At 42.5% G+C, this 20,749-nt stretch carries 17 protein-coding genes; 8 read left to right on the top strand and 9 right to left on the bottom strand.

Features of this window, described 5'->3' with window-relative positions; genetic code table 11:
* Positions 1–111 precede the first annotated feature (111 nt).
* The 4 genes from MICAI_RS11770 (at position 112) to nusB (ending at position 4,866) form a co-directional block, all read left to right on the top strand.
* Positions 112–1,062 (top strand): hypothetical protein, encoded by a 951-nt coding sequence (locus MICAI_RS11770; protein WP_008202024.1) that lies wholly within the window; start codon positions 112–114, stop codon positions 1,060–1,062.
* A gap of 686 nt (positions 1,063–1,748) precedes the next feature.
* Entirely contained in the window at positions 1,749–2,336 is a 588-nt protein-coding gene (hemJ, locus tag MICAI_RS11765; RefSeq protein WP_008202023.1) for a protoporphyrinogen oxidase HemJ, read from the top strand.
* A gap of 275 nt (positions 2,337–2,611) precedes the next feature.
* The gene (locus tag MICAI_RS11760; protein WP_008202022.1) at positions 2,612–4,075 is read left to right on the top strand and encodes a DNA phosphorothioation system restriction enzyme; all 1,464 of its coding nucleotides are present in this window, start codon (positions 2,612–2,614) and stop codon (positions 4,073–4,075) included.
* Between the two features lie 137 nt (positions 4,076–4,212).
* A complete protein-coding gene (gene nusB, locus MICAI_RS11755; RefSeq protein ID WP_002789075.1) occupies positions 4,213–4,866 on the top strand; it encodes a transcription antitermination factor NusB in 654 nt (217 codons plus the stop codon).
* An 18-nt stretch (positions 4,867–4,884) separates the two neighbouring features.
* Here the strand turns inward: nusB and MICAI_RS11750 are convergent, their stop codons facing one another.
* Both MICAI_RS11750 and gloA read right to left on the bottom strand, forming a co-directional pair.
* The gene (locus tag MICAI_RS11750; protein WP_008202019.1) at positions 4,885–5,358 is read right to left on the bottom strand and encodes a CYTH domain-containing protein; all 474 of its coding nucleotides are present in this window, start codon (positions 5,356–5,358) and stop codon (positions 4,885–4,887) included.
* A gap of 10 nt (positions 5,359–5,368) precedes the next feature.
* A complete protein-coding gene (gene gloA / locus MICAI_RS11745; protein WP_008202018.1) occupies positions 5,369–5,779 on the bottom strand; it encodes a lactoylglutathione lyase in 411 nt (136 codons plus the stop codon).
* Positions 5,780–7,030: 1,251 nt separating this feature from the next.
* On the opposite strand from gloA, the gene MICAI_RS11740 reads away from it, so the two are divergent.
* On the top strand, positions 7,031–8,287 hold the full coding sequence (locus MICAI_RS11740) for a PulJ/GspJ family protein (RefSeq protein ID WP_008202016.1): 1,257 nt from the start codon (positions 7,031–7,033) through the stop codon (positions 8,285–8,287).
* A 106-nt stretch (positions 8,288–8,393) separates the two neighbouring features.
* On the opposite strand, the gene trpE is transcribed toward MICAI_RS11740, so the two are convergent.
* Entirely contained in the window at positions 8,394–9,914 is a 1,521-nt protein-coding gene (gene trpE, locus MICAI_RS11735) for an anthranilate synthase component I (protein WP_039900045.1), read from the bottom strand.
* Positions 9,915–9,965: 51 nt separating this feature from the next.
* Here trpE and MICAI_RS26425 point away from each other — a divergent pair, with 51 nt between their 5' ends.
* Positions 9,966–10,112, top strand: coding sequence for a hypothetical protein (locus MICAI_RS26425; RefSeq protein WP_172969748.1), 147 nt, complete (start codon positions 9,966–9,968; stop codon positions 10,110–10,112).
* Between the two features lie 298 nt (positions 10,113–10,410).
* Here MICAI_RS26425 and MICAI_RS11730 read toward each other — a convergent pair whose 3' ends face one another.
* From MICAI_RS11730 to MICAI_RS11705, 6 genes are all read right to left on the bottom strand, one after another.
* Positions 10,411–10,836 (bottom strand): photosystem I reaction center subunit II PsaD, encoded by a 426-nt coding sequence (locus MICAI_RS11730; RefSeq protein ID WP_002740397.1) that lies wholly within the window; start codon positions 10,834–10,836, stop codon positions 10,411–10,413.
* 168 nt (positions 10,837–11,004) lie between these two features.
* Positions 11,005–12,642: an ABC transporter permease gene (locus tag MICAI_RS11725; RefSeq protein ID WP_008202010.1), complete on the bottom strand. Its 1,638-nt coding sequence runs from the start codon at positions 12,640–12,642 to the stop codon at positions 11,005–11,007.
* A 79-nt stretch (positions 12,643–12,721) separates the two neighbouring features.
* Positions 12,722–13,531, bottom strand: a complete 810-nt coding sequence (locus MICAI_RS11720) for an MBL fold metallo-hydrolase (RefSeq protein ID WP_008202008.1) — start codon at positions 13,529–13,531, stop codon at positions 12,722–12,724.
* A 61-nt stretch (positions 13,532–13,592) separates the two neighbouring features.
* Positions 13,593–14,180 carry an anthranilate synthase component II gene (locus MICAI_RS11715; protein ID WP_039900043.1) on the bottom strand — a complete coding sequence of 196 codons (588 nt, stop codon included), beginning with the start codon at positions 14,178–14,180 and terminating at the stop codon, positions 13,593–13,595.
* 127 nt (positions 14,181–14,307) lie between these two features.
* Positions 14,308–14,808 carry a pentapeptide repeat-containing protein gene (locus MICAI_RS11710; RefSeq protein ID WP_008202006.1) on the bottom strand — a complete coding sequence of 167 codons (501 nt, stop codon included), beginning with the start codon at positions 14,806–14,808 and terminating at the stop codon, positions 14,308–14,310.
* Positions 14,809–14,810: 2 nt separating this feature from the next.
* A complete protein-coding gene (locus MICAI_RS11705) occupies positions 14,811–16,199 on the bottom strand; it encodes an LCP family protein (protein ID WP_008202004.1) in 1,389 nt (462 codons plus the stop codon).
* 579 nt (positions 16,200–16,778) lie between these two features.
* Here MICAI_RS11705 and MICAI_RS11700 point away from each other — a divergent pair.
* Positions 16,779–17,456, top strand: a complete 678-nt coding sequence (locus MICAI_RS11700) for a C40 family peptidase (RefSeq protein ID WP_008202001.1) — start codon at positions 16,779–16,781, stop codon at positions 17,454–17,456.
* A 151-nt stretch (positions 17,457–17,607) separates the two neighbouring features.
* Positions 17,608–20,712, top strand: coding sequence for an efflux RND transporter permease subunit (locus tag MICAI_RS11695; RefSeq protein ID WP_008201999.1), 3,105 nt, complete (start codon positions 17,608–17,610; stop codon positions 20,710–20,712).
* Positions 20,713–20,749 lie beyond the last annotated feature (37 nt).

Raw genomic sequence — 20,749 nt, 5'->3', positions numbered from 1 at the left:
GCCTGTTGAGATGAGGCAAGAGGCAACACCCCCCCTTGCCCCCCCGACGTCGGGGGGGTGTGCTAATCTAAGAATAAGCGGTTTCTTAGCTGATTGGGGGTTAGGGAATAGGTGTTAGATAATAGAGCATTTTTTAGCAAGAATAGCCGATTAAAAACTGTTTTTTCAGGGATTTTAGGGCTAGTTTTCTTTTTTTCGGCCGTGCAAGTCTCTTTTGCTCAACAATCGAGACGACTGGAGACTTATCTCCCGGATCTCAGTGGTTTAGCTTGGGTAGAAGCGGATATTTTTCTAGGGGTTCACGATGCCAAAAATAAGGGCAAAAACAGAGAGCCATCTCAACCAAGACTGAGTCTTTTACAGCTACCTACGCAGGAAAAACCGCTATTATGGCAGGTTTTAAGGGTAGATTGGCCAAATCCAGAGGGATTGAGTAACGATCTCGAAAGTATTACTCATATCCCAGAAACTAATTTATTTTTGTTGGCTGAAAGTGGCGAGAAAAAACCTTTTCAAAGACTATTTTTACTAGCATATAACCAGCAAAAAGTCAAGATAGTTGAGCAAATAAATTGGCCCACTGCGGTGGAAAATGTAGAGGCGATCGCTGTTAGTCGCCAAGGCGATCGTTATCTATTTATCTACGCAGAACGGGCCGATAGTCAAGAGAGTACAAAAATTCGCTGGACGGATATCTCGTTCAATCCCTTAAAATTCGGGGAATTTCAGTCGGTAACTTTTCGGAGTCCTTTTGGTAGCGGTAAAAATATTCGCCCCATCTCCGATTTAGCCGTAGATAAGCAAGGTAATATCTACATAGCTTCTGCTGACGATCCAGATAATGCGGGAGTGTTTAGAAGTGCTGTTTACCGTATTGGTCAAGTTACAGCCGATAATAGTCTAATTATTGCCCCTAATCCCCTAAAAATCGCAGAAATCGACGGCTCCAAAGTGGAAGCGGTGACCACCAGAGAATCTCCTAGAGGTAAAATAGAAGTCTTTATCGGTACGGATGACGAGAATTATGGCGGTTTTCTGCGACCTTTGCTCTTAGATAATTAGCTATGGGTCGTCAGTATTCTCCGAGTAAGGAGTCGGTCGTCAGGAGATTATTTTTATTTATTCTTCCCACTTCATAATTCATAATTCATAATTCATAATTCATACTTTGTGCTTTTTGTCAAAAAAACTTTTTTTTTGCAATAAAACTACACAAAAAAAAGATCATCGTTGTGGGTGAAATTGACTCATTTACCTGTCTTAATTAGGATCACCTTCTAGATGTGGCAAGGGTTTCAGACATTGCTGGCCAAAAAAGCACAGGACAACCCATTATGAAATTCAGTAAAATCGCTGTAACTAGCATAACATCGTTGTTAAATAAAAATCTTTCTCAATTAATTTTTAAGAATTTATAAATATTGCGGAATGTTAATTTAAATATTCTCAAGTTTTTGGAGTCAATCAATAGTTTTTGCTTATCTTTGTCCAACATTGGGTTAGGAGACAGTTATCAGTTATCAGTTATCAGTTATCAGTTATCAGTTATCAGTTATCAGTTATCAGATGTGAGTTTTTAGTTTATTGTTTACTGAAAAAGCTCCCCACACCCCACACCCTACACCCCTCTCCCTTCTCCCTGCTCCCCAATCCCCATTTTCCGTCTAAACTTTTGTATAGGGATGGTCTGGGAAAGCATGGATAACTCTTAGACTAATTAATTCGGGACTCACATCACAATATAGACTATGGCTTACTATTGGTTTAAAGCATTTCACCTGATTGGGGTAGTTGTTTGGTTTGCGGGACTATTTTATTTAGTACGTTTGTTTGTCTATCATGCGGAGGCAGCAACACAAACCGAACCAGCACAAGCTATTCTGAAAGCACAATACGAGATCATGGAGAAGCGACTCTACAATATCATCACCACACCTGGGATGATTGTCACCGTGGCCATGGCGATCGGTTTAATCTCCACAGAACCGGAAATTTTAAAATCGGGATGGTTACATATTAAATTATCCTTTGTGGCTCTTTTACTGCTCTATCATTTCTACTGTGGTCGCATCATGAAAAAGCTAGAAAAAGGGGAATGTAATTGGACGGGACAGCAATTTCGGGCTTTAAATGAAGCACCAACCCTGTTATTGGTAGTTATTGTCCTTTTGGCAGTATTTAAGAATCAATTACCCCTCGATTTGACCACTTGGTTAATTGTAGCTTTAGTGGTATTAATGGCAGTGACAATCCAACTTTATGCTAAAAAACGTCGCAAAGATCAAGAAAAACTTCGGCAAAATACTCCCCAAAAAGAAGAAGTAGCAACCATGTAAATTATCCTAATCCTTGCCTAGGTTTCTAGGATAACAGTTAAGAGTGGTTTGATAGCTGTGGGATGGTCTTTTTAGTCCATCCCAATTGTATAGGTAGCAACCTTTAGCCTTTAGATTTTTGGCTTTCTGCTATTTTTGAGCTTATACCAAAACTATTTGTAATAGTGTGATGAACTGCCAAGCTATGGATTGTTTCTCGCTGCTGCCGCGCTCCCTTCTCCTGTCTCGGAGTCTCCTAACCCTAACAACAATTTTTGATTTTTACAAGAGGTCCTATGAATAGTTGCTGGATAGATTGGGAAAAAATAACTAGAGATTTTCTTAATTCCCGCAAGCTCAGACAAGTTGCTGAATTGCGAGGATTCTATCGAGTTAATCCCTCTGGTATTCCTAGAATTCCTCCCGATTTGGAATTGAGAGACTACCAAAATACAGCGATTATCAGTTGGTTTCGTAATCGGGGACGAGGAACTTTAAAAATGGCCACCGGCAGCGGTAAAACTATTACTGCTTTAGCTATTGCCATGGAGCTTTACCAAGCGATAGAACTGCAAGTATTATTAGTAATTTGTCCCTATCGTCACCTAGTTAATCAATGGCAACGAGAAGCGGAAAAATTTAATCTTAAACCGATTTTAGCCTACGAAAGTGTCCATACATGGCAAAGTCAACTATCCACAGAGTTATACAATGTGCAAGCGGGTAATCAAAAATTTGTCACTATTTTAACTACTAACTCAACTTTTATTAGCGAGGGTTTTCAATCACAAATAAAATTTTTTCCCGATAAAACTTTAATCGTTGGTGATGAAGCACATAATTTAGGTTCCCCCCGATTAGAGGAATTATTACCCCGTTCTTTAGGTCTAAGGTTGGCTTTATCCGCCACTCCTGAAAGATATTTTGATGAGGAAGGAACTGACGCTATTCTTGAATATTTTGGACAAATTCTACAACCAGAATTTACCTTAGCTGATGCTATTAACAAAGGAGCTTTAGTCAATTATTTTTATTATCCAGTCTTGGTTGAGTTAACCGACGGTGAGGCTTTATTGTACGCAAAATTAACCCAAAGAATCGGCTGGACTTTGCAGAAAAATAGTAATTTAAATGGCAATGAAAATTTAACAGCACTGTTAATGCAAAGATCGCGATTAATTGGTTCAGCAAGTAATAAATTACAGGCTTTACAACAACTGATGCAAGAGCGTTTAGATACGGATCATACTTTATTTTATTGTGGGGATGGTTATGTGGAAAATTATACGGCTAATTATCGTCGTCAAGTAGAGGCAGTTACTCATTTATTGGGCAATCAATTAGGTTATCGAGTTGCTACCTACACCGCAGAAACTTCCCTAGAAGAACGAGAAAAAATTCGCCAACAATTTGAAGAGGGTTATCTGCAAGGATTAGTGGCAATTAGATGTTTAGATGAAGGAGTAGATCTGCCATCAATTCAAAACGCAGTCATTCTGGCTAGTAGCGGTAATCCTCGCCAATTTATTCAGCGTCGCGGGCGAATATTGCGCCCCCATCCCGATAAAAAACAGGCCACTTTATTTGATATGATCGTTATGCCACCGACCTTAGATCGAGAAACTTGGGAAGTAGAAAGGAATTTATTACGCAGGGAATTAAAACGCTTTCTAGAGTTTGCCCAATTAGCTATTAATGCTCAAGAAGCTGAGACTAAATTAGGGGAGATTCAAGATAGATATTGTCTTTTGTCTAATTAAAAGTTAAAAATTCATATTTTTGAAGCTTTTATGCTAGAATAGAAGTTAGTCAAGAATTGATCGCCGAGAAAAATTAACCCAACCGGATAGCGATCAATAAAGTTGTATAATTTTCTTTCCTCTCCTTCTAAATTTCTATGCCTCCCCGTCAACAACCCCGCCGCATTGCTCGAGAACTTGCCCTTTTGAGTTTAAGTCAGATTAAAGGCAATCCTGAAAACCTAGAACAGCAAACTTTAAATGATTTAATTTTAGTCGCAGTTAGAACCTTAACCCTGGAAATTCAAGAAACCTTAGAAACCGCTGCTGCTGAAATTAGTCGTGGTAATGAAAGGATTCTCGCTAGTGATACTAAGGCGACAAATCTAAAAAGCGCTCAAACTATGGTAAAAGAGGCAATTTCTCTTACCCACAATGCCATTAATCGTTTAGGAACCGTGATAGATTTTCCCGAAATTGTCCAGTTATCCAGTCAGTACGAAGTGCGGGAATATGCCCTAGAATTAATCGGTACAGTCTATCGTCGTCGTGCGGAAATCGAACAGGAATTAACCAGCGCTTTAGTGGATTGGCAACTACATCGTTTACCAAGAATCGATCGGGATATCCTGCAAATTGCCGTGGCAGAAATGCTCTATCTCGATATACCTCAAAAAGTAGCAATTAATGAGGCGATCGAATTAGCCAAACGTTATTCTGATGATGAAGGTTATCGTTTTATTAATGGCGTTCTCCGACGGGTAACGAATAAGCTAAACGAAGCAGAAAAAGCCGTATCTACCCAGAGTTAAACTGGTAGGAAATTAATACTACAATGACCAGATTTTATAGGGAAATTTCTGTAAATTGCTATTGTAGTATCGCTCATCTCCCGTGACTTCTTCGCCGATCCAATCAGGAATAGTAATGACTTGATCCTCTTGTTCCAACTCAATTTCAGCCATAATCAAGCCTTGATTGTCTCCCAAAAATTCATCAACTTCCCAAGTAAAATTATCCAGAGAAATGCGATGACGAATCTTTTCGACTAAAGGTTTTTCGCAGAGGTTTTCTAACATGAGTGCCGCATCTTCTAGGGGAATTGCATACTCGAATTCCTGACGACTAATGCCCTCAGTCTTGCCTTTAATGGTTAAATAACCCCGATCTCCAACTACACGAACTCGCACAGTTGTCAATCCATCTTGGGTAGGAATATATCCCTGACGATACAACTTGCCCGCAGCCAGCGATCGCCAGTGATCCCCTTTAACCAGAAACTTCCGTTCAATTTCAACAGTCATAGGTTTTTGATTAAGCCGTAACCACGGCAGCCCCCTGGGTTCCTAGTTGAATTAACTCGATCTTGTAGCCATTAGGATCTTCCACGAAAGCAATCACCGTAGAACCGTGTTTCATCGGGCCTGGCTCCCGGGTGACATTGCCACCAAGGGCTTTAATTTTCTCACAGGTGCTATAGATATCATCCACGCCTAGGGCAATATGACCGTAAGCATTACCGACTTCGTAGTGATCGACTCCCCAATTATAGGTCAGTTCGATGACAGCATGATTAGCTTCATCGCCATAACCGACGAAAGCGAGGGTAAATTGACCATTGGGATAGTCTTTCTGGCGCAATAACTTCATTCCTAGCACGTCGCAGTAAAATTGTAGAGATTCCTGCAAGTTATTGACCCGGAGCATGGTGTGTAAGAGACGCATGATTATTTTGAGATGACATCGATCGAAAAATTACTTATCCTTGATTGTAACCAGTCCTTGGGCCTTCTTATCTCCTTGAGGGTCAACAATTATACTAATACAAATGTACGGCTAACCAGTAAAACCACTTACTCCCAAAAGCGATTAAGTAAGTAGTCGTGCAAAATTAATTTCCTAGTCGAGACGGGAGACTCCGAGACAGCTATCAGTTATCAGATTTGAGTTTTAAGTGTGCAGTATTCAATCCGACATTCCGCACATCTTCATATATCTTTATATATTTTTACATTCCCCAAGATGTTTTGACGAAAAACCTTCATTGTAGAAACTACTATTGAGAACATTTTCAATAATTGATTTTTTCTGAGAAAACAAATTACAATCCTTCCCCTTGATGAAAATCGATCATTGTAGCTACAATCCTTACTGGCAAAAGGTTGTAATCAATGTATTAGTAAAAATTATCAATTGAATGTTAAGTACCTAAGCAAAATTAATTACACATATCTAAACACCTCTTGCCTCTTGCCTCTTGCCTCTTGCCTCTTGCCTATCTTCACTAGGAAATTAATTTTGCACGACTACTTAAGAAGTGCGGAAGGTGGGTGGCTCTCTTAGGTTTGGTGGGCAAAATGTATTCTAAGATACATTCTTCCTAGCGAGCGAGTGGAAGGAACCACAAAGACACAAAGGACACAAAGATTGATCGATCCTATATAAGTTAAACTTATCACACAGAACCTAGAAGAGCCGGTGGGTTCAATAGAAGTTTCCTACTGTCTTTTCACTGATTACTGATTACTGTTTACCGATCACAGCAAAAGGCTGACGGCTTAGATGTGTAATTAATTTTGCTTAGGTACTGAGAGCAATTTGCAGATCGCACAAGTACAACTACTAGGGTTGAAGTGCTTATGCAGTAAGCTTTTCGTTGATTGCATGGGATGATCCGTCTCGGAAAGGGCTGTAATAGCTGTGATCAAAATCACTCATCGGATCAGATCTAAATCACAATCTCGAAGATTTTCTTGGTCTATCCTGTATTTAGTGATACAGTTAATTAGGTCAAAATATTCTTGATCGGGATTTTTCTAGGGGAATTGTGAAGGAAGTAGGTAGTAGCAAATTTTCACTGGTTTCCGAAAACCCCTTTCGGCTTGATTGACCGATGGTTTAATAAATCTCTGCGACTGCAATAAATGTCAAGTGTCTAAGAAGTATATAAAATGGGAATTGGGACGGGTTAAGACCATGCGTTTTTATTTAGAGTACATCAATCACTTAGGTAGTTTACAGAAAAAATCCCCTAGGTTGGTGAGCCTGTCGAACCAGTTGGTGAGCCTGCCGAACCAGAGTCCTTTGCAAGCGGGTTTCACGATTACAGAAGTTTTACTGGCGGGTTTGATCATGCTGATTGCCGTCTTGGTGTCGGGAATTGGCTTGATTAACCTGCTCAGAAGTAACTATCGAGCTAATGCCGATAGTGAAATCCAAAATAATCTTAATCGTACTCTAGAGTTTGTTTCAGATGACGTGAGACGAGCAAGAATTATCGCTGATACTGACGTTGGGATCAACAGCACTCAAGTCCCCATAGGAGCGCGAGCGGTTCTAGCTTTTCAAATTCCTGATCCCGGCGATCCACGTCTGCTGCTCCCCAACCAGATCGTTTACTATACCAAAGACCCTGAAAATAGTTTGACCGGTCCGCGGGTCTTGTGGCGCTATGGTCCGAACTTGGACGAAAATGGCAACTACGATATTAATTCCGATTGGATACCTTCCCCCGTCACCGATATGTTGGCGGCTGCTAGTAACCCCAATTGTCCTGAGGATTTTAACCTAATCGCCGCCGATCCTAACGCTGTGGACGGTTTTTATGCCTGTGTTCACGAGGATGGTAATCAAGTGATTTTGAATGCCGAGGCTCAGGTAGAGATGACCACTGGAGATGAAGCTAACTATTCTGTCAGCACCAGAGTTTTCCCCAGAGCGGCTTGTGAAATATTTTGTCTCGCAGGCGGCCCTGATGATGGTAGTCCCCCTGATGGTGGTGGTCCCCCTGATGGTCCCCCTGATGGTCCCCCTGATGGTGGTGGTCCCTCTTTTGAGCTGCCGGTTGAAGGTGGGGACACTGATAAGGCAGTTGTACCCATCCTTACCGTGGCAGCAAATGTTAAAGCTGAAGTTATTCAAGGAAATTGTTCCTCCTGTTCTGTTACTACAGGTACCCAAGCGGATCGTTGGCTTGATAGAGGAGGCCCTGCTATTGGACAAGGGATAACTGTTCCGGCAAATGCTGGAGATAGCATTAGGATTGATGTGGATGAGGGGATGTCTAATTTCGATTGGGATGATATTGATCTGGATCAAAACGTAGAGGTATATACCTCTGATAGCACCACTTTACCTGAAAACATCAACAGTCTTAATAATAACCAAGTTTTATTAGTGTTTACGAGTCCGACAAACTCCTATCAGGTTTTAGTAACTATTACCCCTCGCTAAACTTATGGCCATAAGCTGTAACCTTGATGTTATCCTGGTTAGTTAACCCTATTCCTTCTCGGAAATCATGGCCAAATCCCCTTAACTGGCTCCCAACCTAAAAAATCTAACTTAAACAGCGAATTGCCTCTAATAAACCCCTGGCTTTGTTGAGGGTTTCTTCATACTCTTTCTCCGGCTCAGAATCGGCTACTAACCCGGCTCCCGCTTGCACGGAAACCAGATAATTTTGATTACCTTGGGGACGAACAATCATAGTGCGAATCGTGATGGCACTATTTAACTGTCCCTCAAAATCGTAGTAACCATAAACCCCTGAATAGGGACCGCGACGACAGGGTTCTAATTCATGAATAATTTCCATGGCGCGAATTTTCGGGGCCCCACTGACGGTTCCGGCGGGAAAACAAGCTTTTAATAAATCCCAAGCAGTTTTATCGGTTGCTAAATCCCCCACCACATTACTAACAATGTGCATAACGTGGGAATAACGTTCAATGATCATTAATTCATCCACTTTGACCGTACCTTGATCGCAGACCCGGCCTAGATCATTTCTCCCCAAATCCACTAACATAATATGCTCGGCAATTTCTTTGGGATCTTGCAATAAATCCGTTGCTAAAGCCTGATCTTCACTCAAGTTTTGTCCCCGGCGACGGGTGCCAGCAATTGGTCTGACCGTAGCCTTTATTTTACCTAATTCATCCCGTTCTGCCTTAACCATCACTTCAGGACTAGAGCCAATAATCTGCCAATCCTTAAAGTTATAAAAAGCCATGTAGGGAGAAGGATTAATCAGACGCAAGGAACGGTATAAATCGAAGGGATGACCCTGATAATTGGCATTTAAACGCTGGGAAATAACCACCTGAAAGATATCACCCGCTTTGATATAATCCTTGGCTTTTAGGACATTTTCACAGAATTTTTCCTGAGTTGTATTGCTTTCATAGACCAATTCTTTTCCCTGACCAACCGGTAATAATTCTAGGGTTTTGGCATTAGTTGGTAGGGGTAATCGTAACTTCAGAACTAACTGTGTCACTCGATCGCAGGCCGCTTGATAAGCAGCCGCTAAATCGGGATTTTTACCCCGGATATCGGCATAGGCGATCGCCCAAATTTTCCGTTTAACTTGATCGAAAATAATCAGATTATCCACCTGCATCCAAATACCATCTGGTAGATCGGCATCGGTAGCGGGATAAATAGGCACTCGCGGTTCGATCCAATTAATTAATTCATAACCCCAAAAACCAAATAAACCCCCTATTCCTGCGGGTAATTGCGGCAATTTAACCGGTACGATCGGGGCTAAACATTGGGTTAAAATCTCGAAAGGATCCCCCGAAAAAATCTCTTGAGAACCATCGCGAAAAGTTTGGGTGGTGGTGTTTCCCCGCGCTTCCAATACCCAGACGGGATCGCCGCCTAAAAAGCTGTAGCGTCCCAAGGTTTCGCCGCCTTCCACCGACTCTAATAAAAAATTGTAGGCTTGATCGGCACAAATTTTATACCAGGCCGAAACCGGCGTTTCTAGGTCAGCGATCCATTCTTGATAGACGGGAATAAAGTTACCTTGGCCGGCGAGTTGACGAAAGCGATCAAAGTCGGGGAAGATCATATTTTGATGGTTCAGGAAACGGAAGGAATTATGAATTATGAATTATAAATTATGAATTATGAAGGAGTGGGGGAGTGGGGGAATGGGGAAGTGGGGAAGTGGGGAAGTGGGGAAGTGGGGGAATGGGGAAGTTGTCTCATCACCCTAACACCCCAAAACCCCCCGCAAAGCGCACGCAGTGACCACCCCGACTCCTGACTCCTGACTTTACGAAACCTTTTTCAGCAAACCCTAACTAGCAATTGATTGCCGATTGCGATCAGAGAAATCGGCTCTTCTAGGTTCTGTGTGATCAGTTTAACTTACAATATGATCGATCAATCTTTGTGTCCTTTGTGTCTTTGTGGTTCGTTCCACTCACTCGCCAGCAGGACTGTATCCTAGAATACATTTTACCCACCAAACCTGGGAGAGCCAGAAATCGAGAGTCAGAAGTTAAATCTTAGGGCCAAATAGCTTCTAAATCTAACTCCCCTCTCTCGATTTTAGGGATTATTTATGCTTCGTAGGGAGTGACACCAGAGAACTTAATTGTCGCCGGTTCCGGGTTTTTGCCGATATTGCGGTCTTTTTTGCCGAAAAATTCACGACCAGCGTTAACTTTTTCGGGGAAGACACCATCAGCAGGGTGGAGATACTGCACTTCACCACTGGGGTAAATCCGATAGATTTTGTAATCTTCGATTTTGGGTTTGAATTTCGTCCGGAATTGGGTACCAAGAGCGAGCGCGTGTTCTTTGCGGGCCAAATAGAGGAGATTTTCGCCTTCGTTCATGATAGCGGCGCCACCGGTGGGCATTTCAAAGACTTGTTCTTTGCTGCTTGTCCAGGTGATGGCGTACTTTTCTTCTAGATCGGCTTTGGCGAGTAAACCGCCTGTGCTGCCACCGAACTTAGGAGCTTTTCCAGAAAGTTCTGTCATAGGGTTTTGTTCTCTCTACAAAAATAAAGAAAAGGGGTTTTAGGGAATCCTATCACTGACACCCCCCCTCTCTAGTAGTCTTGTCAAGAACTGTAACATTATTTTGTACTAGACTATAGAACTAAGCTGCTGGCCGATCGCCAACTGGTCTAGGAATCGGCCACCACTTTAATCGATCGCCCGTCGGGAAATTTGCCAACTTAAAAAAATTACCGGAATTAATCCCACTAGGACAATGGCCAGGGCCGGGGCCGCCGCTTCCACCAAACGTTCATCGCTGGCGTATTGATAAACGCGCACCGCTAGGGTATCAAAATTAAAAGGTCTTAGGACCAAAGTGGCTGGTAATTCCTTCATCACATCGACAAAAACTAACATAGCCGCTGTCAATAATCCCCCCGACAAAAGAGGAATATGCACTTTCATTAAAGTGGCACCAGTGCCATAGCCAAGGCTGCGAGAAGCATCATCTAAACTAGGTTTAATTTTACTTAAACTCGATTCTAGTGTGGAGAAAGCTACGGCTAAAAACCGGACAATATAGGCAAAAATCACACAGAAAATCGTGCCGCTCAGAATTAAATTGATATTTAATCCTTGATTGAAAAAGTTATCTAATTTGCCGATAGGAATTAAAACCCCCACCGCGATAACAATGCCGGGTATAGCATAACCAGCGGCCGCAATCCGCACAGATCCCTTAAGAGTTTTATTCGGATTAAGTCTTTCCCCGTAGGCGAGAATTAAAGCTAAAACTACCGCAATAATTGCGCTTAAACTAGCCAGAAAAAAACTGTTTAGTGACAAACTAAAAAAGTCATTATTAAAAGTTTCTTGGGCATGATTAAAGGCTAGATAGGTCAGATAGAAAGCAGGGGCAATAAACCCAAGAAATACTGGTAAAAAACAGGAGATTATTGCCAAAAAACTGCGAACAAATCCTAGTTCGTACTTAGTCGGTGACTGGAAACGATTGGTCATTTCATAGTAACGAGCTTGACGACGGGAGGATTGTTCAAGGAAAACTAAAACGAGGATAAATACCATTAAAACTGTTGATAACTGCCCCGCCGCTATGCGATCGCCCATGCCGAACCAAGTATTATAAATCCCCGTGGTAAAAGCATTAATGCCGAAATACTGCACCGTACCAAAATCGTTCAGAGTTTCCATTAAAGCTAGGGCCAATCCCGCCATAATTGCTGGTCTTGCTAGGGGTAAAGCAACGGTAAAAAAACCGCGCCAAGGATTACATCCCAAGGAGCGACTTGCCTCCACCGTGCAGACAGATTGTTCTAAAAAACCGACCCTTGCTAACAGATAAACGTAGGGATAAAGCACCAGTATTAACATCAGAATCCCCCCCCAAAGAGAACGGATATTAGGAAACCAATAATCTTCGACACTATTCCAACCGAAAACGCTTCTTAAGAAGGTCTGCACCGGACCAAAATAGTCCATCATATTGGTATAAGTATAGGCCAAGAGATAGGCGGGAGCGGCAAGGGGTAGTAGTAATAACCATTGAAATTGTTGACGACCGGGAAATTGACACATCGTTGTTAACCAAGCGGTCCCGACACCGATGATTAAAACGCCGCTGCCCACCCCGCACATTAACCAAAAAGAATTAACTAGATAATCCCAGAGAACAGTTTCGATCAGATGTTGCCAAACTTGACTGGAATTAGTTAATAAACTACTGGCCACCGATAAAATTGGCAGGGAAACAAGCAGGGCAATTAGTAAAACCGCAATTGTCCATCCCTGTCTAAAAAAAGAGCGAGATTCTTTCAGCAAAAACATTTTTAATAAGATTGTTAAAGCAATTTTTAGAGAACTAGGAGATGATCTACAGCAGTACTAGGTTATTGGCTCCTAAAAGTTAGGATTTCTGTAACAGATTGCGGTAGTCAAACACGCGAATGAGAGTCCCTTTTTTGGGTAAATCGGCGGCACGAATCCGTAATTTATTGTCCTCGATTAAACGGATATTTTTATCCTTGACCAACTTGAGAAATTCATCTACAGACACCAATTCACAGGCCTTTTTATCGGCGGCACTGGTAAAATATTGCGTCGGGACAGCAATTCGCGGCTGTAAAACTTCGATCGCCTGTTTTGCTTCTTGGGGATTATAATTTTTTGGACCCCCTCCCACGGGAATAAAAGCTAAATCCGGCGAACCTAGCAGAATTCTTTGTTCTAATTCGATTGGGGCCGCTGCCCCCCCTAAATGGACAATACTAATCCCCGCCTGGGTCCAACGCCAGGCCACATTCATGCCGAAACGTTTGCCACCTACGCGATCATGGGCGATACTAATGCCCTGGAATTTTAATTTACCCAGATCGTAGGCCCCCGGCTCAAACAAAATTTTCGGATTACCTGGTAAACCCTCGGCCGCCCCTTCATCCCAGAGTTGACTACTAATTAAAACGATATCTGCTTCTACTTTTGGCAAAGGAAAACCCGCCGTACAACCGATCGCCCGGAAGGGATTAACGAGGACTCTTTGACCTCCTCCGGTGAATAAAAAGCAACTATGACCCAACCATTGAACTAAGAGGGAATTATCGGGTTTTTGGGGGGAAGTGGGGTTAGGGGGTTTCGGTTTAGTTTCCGCTAAAACTGAGCTTACTGCCACGGTTAAGAAACTTGTCCCCGCCGATAAGATAAAATCTCGCCTTTTCATAAATATAGATGCAGAATTAATCAAGTTAAGGTTAATTTCAGGGGTTGGCGATTAGTAAACACTAGAGGGATCGCAGAAAGTTTCTTAAAAGTTCCTTGCCAGCAGTGGTTAAAATACTTTCGGGATGAAATTGTACTCCTTGAATGTGGGGGTAATCCCGATGACGGACCCCCATGACCGTGCCATCTTCCACCCAGGCCGTGATCTCTAAATTATCCGGCATGGTGGAGCGCTCGATCACTAAACTATGGTAACGGGTGGCAGTAAAAGGATTTTCTAAGCCTTGAAATACCCCTTCATTGTTGTGATAGATTGGCGAAGTTTTGCCGTGCATCAAGACCGTGGCCCGGACCACATCCCCTCCGAATACCTGACCGATACTTTGATGACCGAGACAGACCCCCAAAATTGGCAGATAGTGGCCAAATTTGGCGATTAATTCCAGAGATATGCCCGCATCGACCGGACGACCGGGACCGGGGGAAATCACAATCCCATCCGGCCGCATTTGTTCGATCATGGCCAGATCGATTTTATCATTACGATAGACCTCGATCGGCACGGCGATCGGAAACTCAGTCGCTAATTCTCCTAAATACTGGACTAAATTGTAGGTAAAACTATCATAGTTATCGATGACGATTATCAAGAGTCTCTCTCCTTTCTTTAGCCTCGCTCAGTATTTTCATTCTACACCCCGGCTGTCTCGATCGAGATAGCTGGAGTGTAGGGGGTAGGCTATTTTTGAGCAGTCAGCCAGAATCTGCCCAGAATTGCTAATTACAGCCTAAACTATCCCTCGTGGCCACTCCCGTGACCGGATTAATCCCATCGGCCCGTTCACACATTAACTTGACCTGATAGGCATCAATTACCGCGTTAGTGAAATCGGCCCCGGTAATAATTGTGTCATAAAAACGGCTGCGACTAGCGATCGCATCGGTAAAAATAGTATTGGTTAAATCGGCAAAATCGAGGGTAACTCTATCTACCAAAGAGGCGGTTAAATCGGCCCCTTTTAAGTTAGCTTTTAAGAGGACAGCCTCGGTGAGAATGCTATAGGATAAATCGGCCCCTTCTAGGTTAACTCCCCGCATTGCGGCGGCGGCGAAAACTCCTCCGCGCAAATCCTGATGGGAAAAATCCCGATCTTGCAGCTGGGCAAAACTATAGTTAATCGTTTTATCTTGGGCCAAAGCCACTGGACGGGCTGCGAAAAGTAGCCCAAGAATCGCCAGCAAAATAATTAAAACCAGACTGAAAAAATTTTTCAACATTGTTACTGTTGAGCGTCGAGAAACTGGGCCACATCATCACCCACCCGAATGGTTAGGTCTGAGTCTAAAGCACCAGTGGAGGATGATTCTACTTTACCGATTCCCAATTGATTTTTCAAGACGTTAGCGGACTGAACATCACCTTTTTGGGCAATAATTGCCGTGGTTTCTAGCTTTTGGGAGGAGTCATCGCTAATATAAACATTTGTATAGCCCCGTTTGGCCAGATAATTACGAGTGCGACGGGCTAAACCTTTGGTATGGGTGGCATTTTGAATGGCAATCCGCAGACTATAAACGGAGGTTTCTCCCCCGGAATAGTTATCGGTAAAATTGTTAGCCACAATGGTTCTGATTTCGCGACGGTTCAAAATCCAATAACTGCGACCATCGTATTCCTCAAGGCTATTAAACCGGCCGGGGAGTAGGATCATTCTCAAGTCATCCTGTTTAATTTCCCGGCCAAAATTAGCGATAGCCAGCATTTCCTCGACGGTTAAATTCGTATCGATATATTGTTGTAAAACCTGTACTGCTTTCGGGAGACTGGGGAGAATTGTCGGACTAAAAATCTTTTGCTGTAGTGCTTTTAATAAAATTTGTTGTCTTTGTACGCGACCGACATCGCCGTATTGGGGGTTACGAAAACGGGCAAATTGTTCGGCCTGGTCGCCGTTGAGATTTTGCCAACCCTCTTGTAAATCAATTTCTAATTTTTGGGTGACATCTTTATGATACATTCGTTCGGGGACATAAACCTCTACACCCCCAACTAAATCGACTAATTCCTTAAAGGCATCGGTAGTCACCCGCACATAGCGATCAACGGTGACATCCCCTAAAGTATTACTGACCACTTCCGCCGCTAGAGTTGGTCCACCGTGAACATTGGCATCGTTGATTTTAGTGAAACCGTGGCCGGGGATTCTGACACGGCTATCGCGAGGGATAGACAGCATTCTCACGGTTTTATCGCTAGGATCGAAGCGCACTAGGAGCATGGTGTCGCTGCGACCTTTAAATACATCGTCGCTGTTTTTGGCATCTAAAACTCGATCGATGCCCATAACTAAAATATTAACAGGACGAGAAAGCTGCTGATTGATTAAGCTATTCCAAGCTTGAGCCTCAAGGATGTCTGTTTGGGTGGGAAAAGTCGTTTTTTGGAAGATGGCCCCAATTGGTGCGGGTAAGGGACTAATTAAAGCGACGGCAGCCCCGAGAGTAGCGGAAACTAGGGCGGTAAAACTGAGGGTTATTCCCCAAAATAAGCCCTTTTGCAGGGGAGATGCTTTTTTTAACCCGGACATGACTGAACTGACCACCGTGACGGTATTTTGTGAGTTTTGGCTGTATTCTTGCTTTTCAAACCGCCCGGAAACATTGGCCATGGACTAACCTCAACATCTGATTAAAAGCTTACTCTAGGAGGTGACTGCTGATCCCTAGAATCTATCTCTAGCCCAAAAGTTCCAGATATTGGCCACCCCCCTCTCGCCGGTTATTGTAACATATTGTTAAGGAACCGGCTATCATAGACCTGTGGTAAAAATCAAAATTTGTCTTGGTTGGTTAGGAGTCGGTCGTCAGTAGTCAGTAGTCAGTAGTCAGGAGAGTTAAGATAGAAGATATATTTTGCCTTCGATCCCCCCTTAATCCCCCCTTGATAAGGGGGGTATCTGACAATTTTTAACACCTACCTACTTAATAGTCAATTAAATGCTCTATTTACCGATTTTATGCCATTTAATCCTTATTTTTGCCGTTTTTGAACCCTGAAAAGTTAATTATGCCAGAGGTTAAATAATTTTTCAGGGATTCGGTTCAGTTATAGATTATATCTGTAACCAAGAATTAAGAGAGGTGGAAACTTGAAGATAACAGAACTAAGGTTATTCTCCTTGTTTTTATTCCTTAGCTTTTGGCTAGTCTGGCAGTTTTTTTTGTCAATAAATTCTGATCTATTTTTTATGCAAATCATCTCCCTTCCCCCATCATCCACTCAGGAATATCTCTGTATAAGAGACTTAAATCTCTACAATTCTCCCAGTTGTCAAGAGTTAGCTACCCAAGCACAACGGGGAAGACAATTAAAATTTATTTCCCTAGAAATTACCGAAAAAGGGCTACAAATTCAGCTAAGAGAAGATAATTATTTAGCTTGGTTATCCCTAGAAGATTTAGATGCAATTGCGGCAGCCACCACAGCTTATCAAAAAATTCCTTTAAGTCGTTTGGACATAGAAAAATATATTCCTGAGATTATCACTTTTACTCAGGAAGCAAGGAACCGTACCAATCATTATCTCTGGGGTGGAACCCTTGCACCTAATTATGATTGTTCGGGATTAATCCAGGCCGCTTTTGCCAGCTTTGACATTTGGTTGCCGAGGGATTCCTATCAACAGGAGGCTTTTTGTCAAAAAATAAACCGAGAGGAATTACTCCCAGGAGATTTAATTTTCTTTGGTGATAAAAGAGTTAATCATGTGGCTTTATATCTAGGCAATAATCAATATATCCACAGTTCAGGTAAAGAAACAGGTAATAATGGTATCGCTATCAATTTCCTCACCGATGATCAGGATAGCATCAGTCGTCATTATTATCAAAAATTATGGAGTTTCGGTCGAGTTATGCACAATTAATCAGTTATCAGTGGTAATTATGAATTATGAATTATGAATTATGAATTATGAAGTGGGAAGAATAGATAAAAATAATCTCCTGACTCCTAACTCCTAACTCCTGACTCCTGACTTCTGTCTCCTGTCTCCTCACTCTCCCCCATAGGTAATCATGTTAGAAAACATCTCCCTAAGCGGTCTATCAATTCGTCGTCACATAGGAGTATTGACGTTAACTATAGCAGTTATCATCATCGGTCTTTTTTTTCTAAATCGTTTACAAGTAGATTTGCTTCCTTCTATCACTTATCCCCGCATTAGTTTAAGGATGAATGTCCCCGGAGTGTCCCCAGAAGTTATTCTCGAAGAAGTAACTAAACCCCTAGAAGAGGGAATGAGTGCCACCGAGGGAGTAGTGCAAGTTTATTCAGAAACTCGCGAGGGAAGGATGCGAGTAGATTTATTTTTTCAACCCGGGGGAGACTTAAACGTTGCTTTAAACGAAGCTACCGAAAGTTTTAATCGTGTCCGACAAAATTTACCCGATATTATTGAGGAACCGCGCTTAAATAAATTTGAACCCTCTCGTTTACCCGTCTATGAATTCGCTCTCGTTTCCGATACCCTACCCCTAAAAGATTTAAGATTATTTGCCGATGAAGAATTAGGGAGAGAATTAGGGTTTGTGGGAGGAGTGGCAGTGGTGGATGTGATTGGGGGAGTTAGAGAAGAAATTCAAGTTAATATTGACCTGCAGCGATTACAATTTTTAGGAGTGGGATTAAATCAGGTTTTAGACACCCTAAAAAGACGCAATCAGGACATCTCTGGGGGCCGACTAGAGGGAGAAACAGGGGAACCTTTAACCCGAGCGGTGGGGAAATTTAAAAACGTAGCGGACATTCAAGATTTAGCACTGACCGATAGTAATAATCCCGAAGAAAAAATCTACCTGCGGGATGTGGCCAGAGTTATCGATGGGACAGAAGAACAAAGAATTTTTGTCACCCTAAATGGAAAAAATGCCGTCAGGGTTAGCGTCCAAAAACAACCGAATGCGAATACGATTGCTGTGGTAGAAGGGGTAAAAAAACGCATTGCCGAATTAAAAAAATCTGGGTTAATGACCGGGGGAATGCAAGTCGTCCCCACTACCGATGAGTCTGTATTTATCCAAAACGCAGTCAATAACGTGGTTTCTTCGGGACTAGCGGGGACAATTCTAGCAGGATTGACTGTATTCGTCTTTCTCGGTTCCCTGCGACAGACTTTTATCATTACCCTAGCGATTCCTCTTTCTACCCTCGTCGCAATCATCTGTATGAAGTTATTCGGGTTATCGATAAATGTGTTTAGTTTGGGAGGATTGGCCCTAGGGGTGGGTATCGTGGTAGATAATTCCATTGTCATGCTGGAAAATATTGCCCTCAAAGTTAATCAAAACCAAAATAAGCGAGATTTTTTAGAAATTGCCCGTAATAGCAGCCAAGAGGTAGAATCTGCTTTAGTGGCCTCCACTGCGACTAATCTCGTCTCTATCCTGCCATTTTTATTATTGGGTGGTTTTATTTCCCTGCTGTTTAACGAGATTATCCTCACTATCAGTTTTGCTGTGGCTGCTTCTCTGCTGTGTGCGTTAACCGTTGTTCCCATGTTGGCCAGTCGTTTGTTAAATATGCGGGTTTCTAGTGGTATCCATCGGTTTTGGCTCTTAAGAGTCTTTAGTCAACGTCTAGAAGGTTTAACCATTCTCTACGGTCGTTTTTTAGCTAAAATCATCCACTACAGAATACCTGTTATCCTGCTGGCCTTTTTAATTTTAGGGGGAAGTAGTTTCTATCTCTGGCAATATATCCCCCAGGAAGTCTTTAGTCGTATTCAAACCGGACAGGTGAACCTTTTTGCTCAATTTCCTCCTGGTACCAATTTAAACACTAACCGTCAGGTGATGGGGGAAGTAGAAAAGATTTTATTATCACAACCAGAAACTGAGTATGTTTTTACTACCAGTGGCGGTTCTCTTTTTGGCACAACTACCAATGAAAATATTTTGCGCGCTTCTAGTACGATTAATCTCAAAAAAGGCACTAATACAGAAGCATATATCGAACGCATGAGCAAAGCACTAGAGCAATTAAACCTCGTTAACGTGCGTTTGCGTCTCACTCCCGGTCAAGTGCGCGGTATTATTCTTAATAACTCTCCCTCCGTCGGTGCCGATGTGGATGTGATGTTACAGGGACCCGATGGGAAAACTTTAGAGCAAGCTGGTGAAGAAATCCTCGGTATTCTCGATGAAAAAGTCCCTAGTGCGCGTTTTCGTGCCGATGCTGACCCCAGACAACCAGAAATTCAGATTAAACCCGATTGGACCCGCTTAAATAGTTTGGGATTGAGTACCCTGGAAGTGGGACAAACGCTACGGACCGCTATTCAAGGATCGATCCCCACCCAGCTGCAACGGGGAGAAAGATTAATCGATATCCGAGTGCAATTAGACCCCAACTCGCGGCAAAAAATTAGTGACATATCACAAATACCTATTTTTGTCAATAGGCAAGAAGACTTAAAATTAGCAGATATCGCTAGGATTGAAGGGGGAAAAACCCCCGGAGTCATCCAGAGAATTAATCAGCGTCAAGTTTTTATTATTATCGGCAGTTTAGTCGAGGGAGCGAAATTAAGTGACGCACTCGCGGGGGTACAATCGGTTTTAAACGCTACTCCCTTACCCGATGGTGTCAGCATTTTACCCAGTGCTGCTGCCATATCTAATCAAGAAATTCAGGGTTCTTTGGGGTTATTAGCGGGTTTATCGGTATTTTTAGTCTTTGTGGTCATGGCCGTGCAGTATAACTCGCTTATAGACCCTTTGGTGATTATGTTAACCGTTCCTTTAGCCCTAGCGGGGGGGATTTTTGGGCTATATTGGACTAAAACCCCGATTAATGCCATTGTCATCGTCGGGGTGGTGTTGTTGGTGGGGATTGTGGTTAATAATGCGATTATTATGGTGGAATTGGCGAATCAATTGCGGCAAGAATTCGCTTTTACTCGACTACAAGCTATTTTAAAGGCCGCTCCCCAACGTTTACGACCGATTTTAATGACTACCGTGACCACGGTTTTAGGTTTATTTCCCCTTGCTTTAGGATTGGGAGAGGGGGGAGAATTCCTGCAACCTTTAGGAATTGTCGTTTTTTCGGGTTTGTCTTTGGCAACTCTGTTAACTCTGTTTATTATTCCCTGTTTTTACGTTTTATTCTCTAGAAAATAATCTTCTTGGCAATTATGAATTATGAATTATGAATTAT

Origin of the sequence: Microcystis sp. T1-4 (assembly GCF_000297435.1) — a bacterium.
GTDB lineage: Bacteria > Cyanobacteriota > Cyanobacteriia > Cyanobacteriales > Microcystaceae > Microcystis.
The sequence above is the reverse complement of the archived record's forward strand: the minus strand, read 5'-3'. Positions and strand labels throughout refer to the sequence as shown.

What these genes read in the sequence shown, in the direction of transcription:
- MICAI_RS11700 (WP_008202001.1), top strand. Translation starts at nt 16,779, where the DNA reads ATGCAAATCATCTCCCTTCCCCCATCATCCACTCAGGAATATCTCTGT.
- MICAI_RS11720 (WP_008202008.1), bottom strand. Translation starts at nt 13,531, where the DNA reads ATGAAAAGGCGAGATTTTATCTTATCGGCGGGGACAAGTTTCTTAACC.
- MICAI_RS11730 (WP_002740397.1), bottom strand. Translation starts at nt 10,836, where the DNA reads ATGACAGAACTTTCTGGAAAAGCTCCTAAGTTCGGTGGCAGCACAGGC.
- MICAI_RS11710 (WP_008202006.1), bottom strand. Translation starts at nt 14,808, where the DNA reads ATGTTGAAAAATTTTTTCAGTCTGGTTTTAATTATTTTGCTGGCGATT.
- MICAI_RS11760 (WP_008202022.1), top strand. Translation starts at nt 2,612, where the DNA reads ATGAATAGTTGCTGGATAGATTGGGAAAAAATAACTAGAGATTTTCTT.
- hemJ (WP_008202023.1), top strand. Translation starts at nt 1,749, where the DNA reads ATGGCTTACTATTGGTTTAAAGCATTTCACCTGATTGGGGTAGTTGTT.
- MICAI_RS11750 (WP_008202019.1), bottom strand. Translation starts at nt 5,358, where the DNA reads ATGACTGTTGAAATTGAACGGAAGTTTCTGGTTAAAGGGGATCACTGG.
- MICAI_RS11740 (WP_008202016.1), top strand. Translation starts at nt 7,031, where the DNA reads ATGCGTTTTTATTTAGAGTACATCAATCACTTAGGTAGTTTACAGAAA.
- MICAI_RS26425 (WP_172969748.1), top strand. Translation starts at nt 9,966, where the DNA reads ATGAATTATGAAGGAGTGGGGGAGTGGGGGAATGGGGAAGTGGGGAAG.
- nusB (WP_002789075.1), top strand. Translation starts at nt 4,213, where the DNA reads ATGCCTCCCCGTCAACAACCCCGCCGCATTGCTCGAGAACTTGCCCTT.
- MICAI_RS11705 (WP_008202004.1), bottom strand. Translation starts at nt 16,199, where the DNA reads ATGGCCAATGTTTCCGGGCGGTTTGAAAAGCAAGAATACAGCCAAAAC.
- gloA (WP_008202018.1), bottom strand. Translation starts at nt 5,779, where the DNA reads ATGCGTCTCTTACACACCATGCTCCGGGTCAATAACTTGCAGGAATCT.
- trpE (WP_039900045.1), bottom strand. Translation starts at nt 9,914, where the DNA reads ATGATCTTCCCCGACTTTGATCGCTTTCGTCAACTCGCCGGCCAAGGT.
- MICAI_RS11695 (WP_008201999.1), top strand. Translation starts at nt 17,608, where the DNA reads ATGTTAGAAAACATCTCCCTAAGCGGTCTATCAATTCGTCGTCACATA.
- MICAI_RS11725 (WP_008202010.1), bottom strand. Translation starts at nt 12,642, where the DNA reads ATGTTTTTGCTGAAAGAATCTCGCTCTTTTTTTAGACAGGGATGGACA.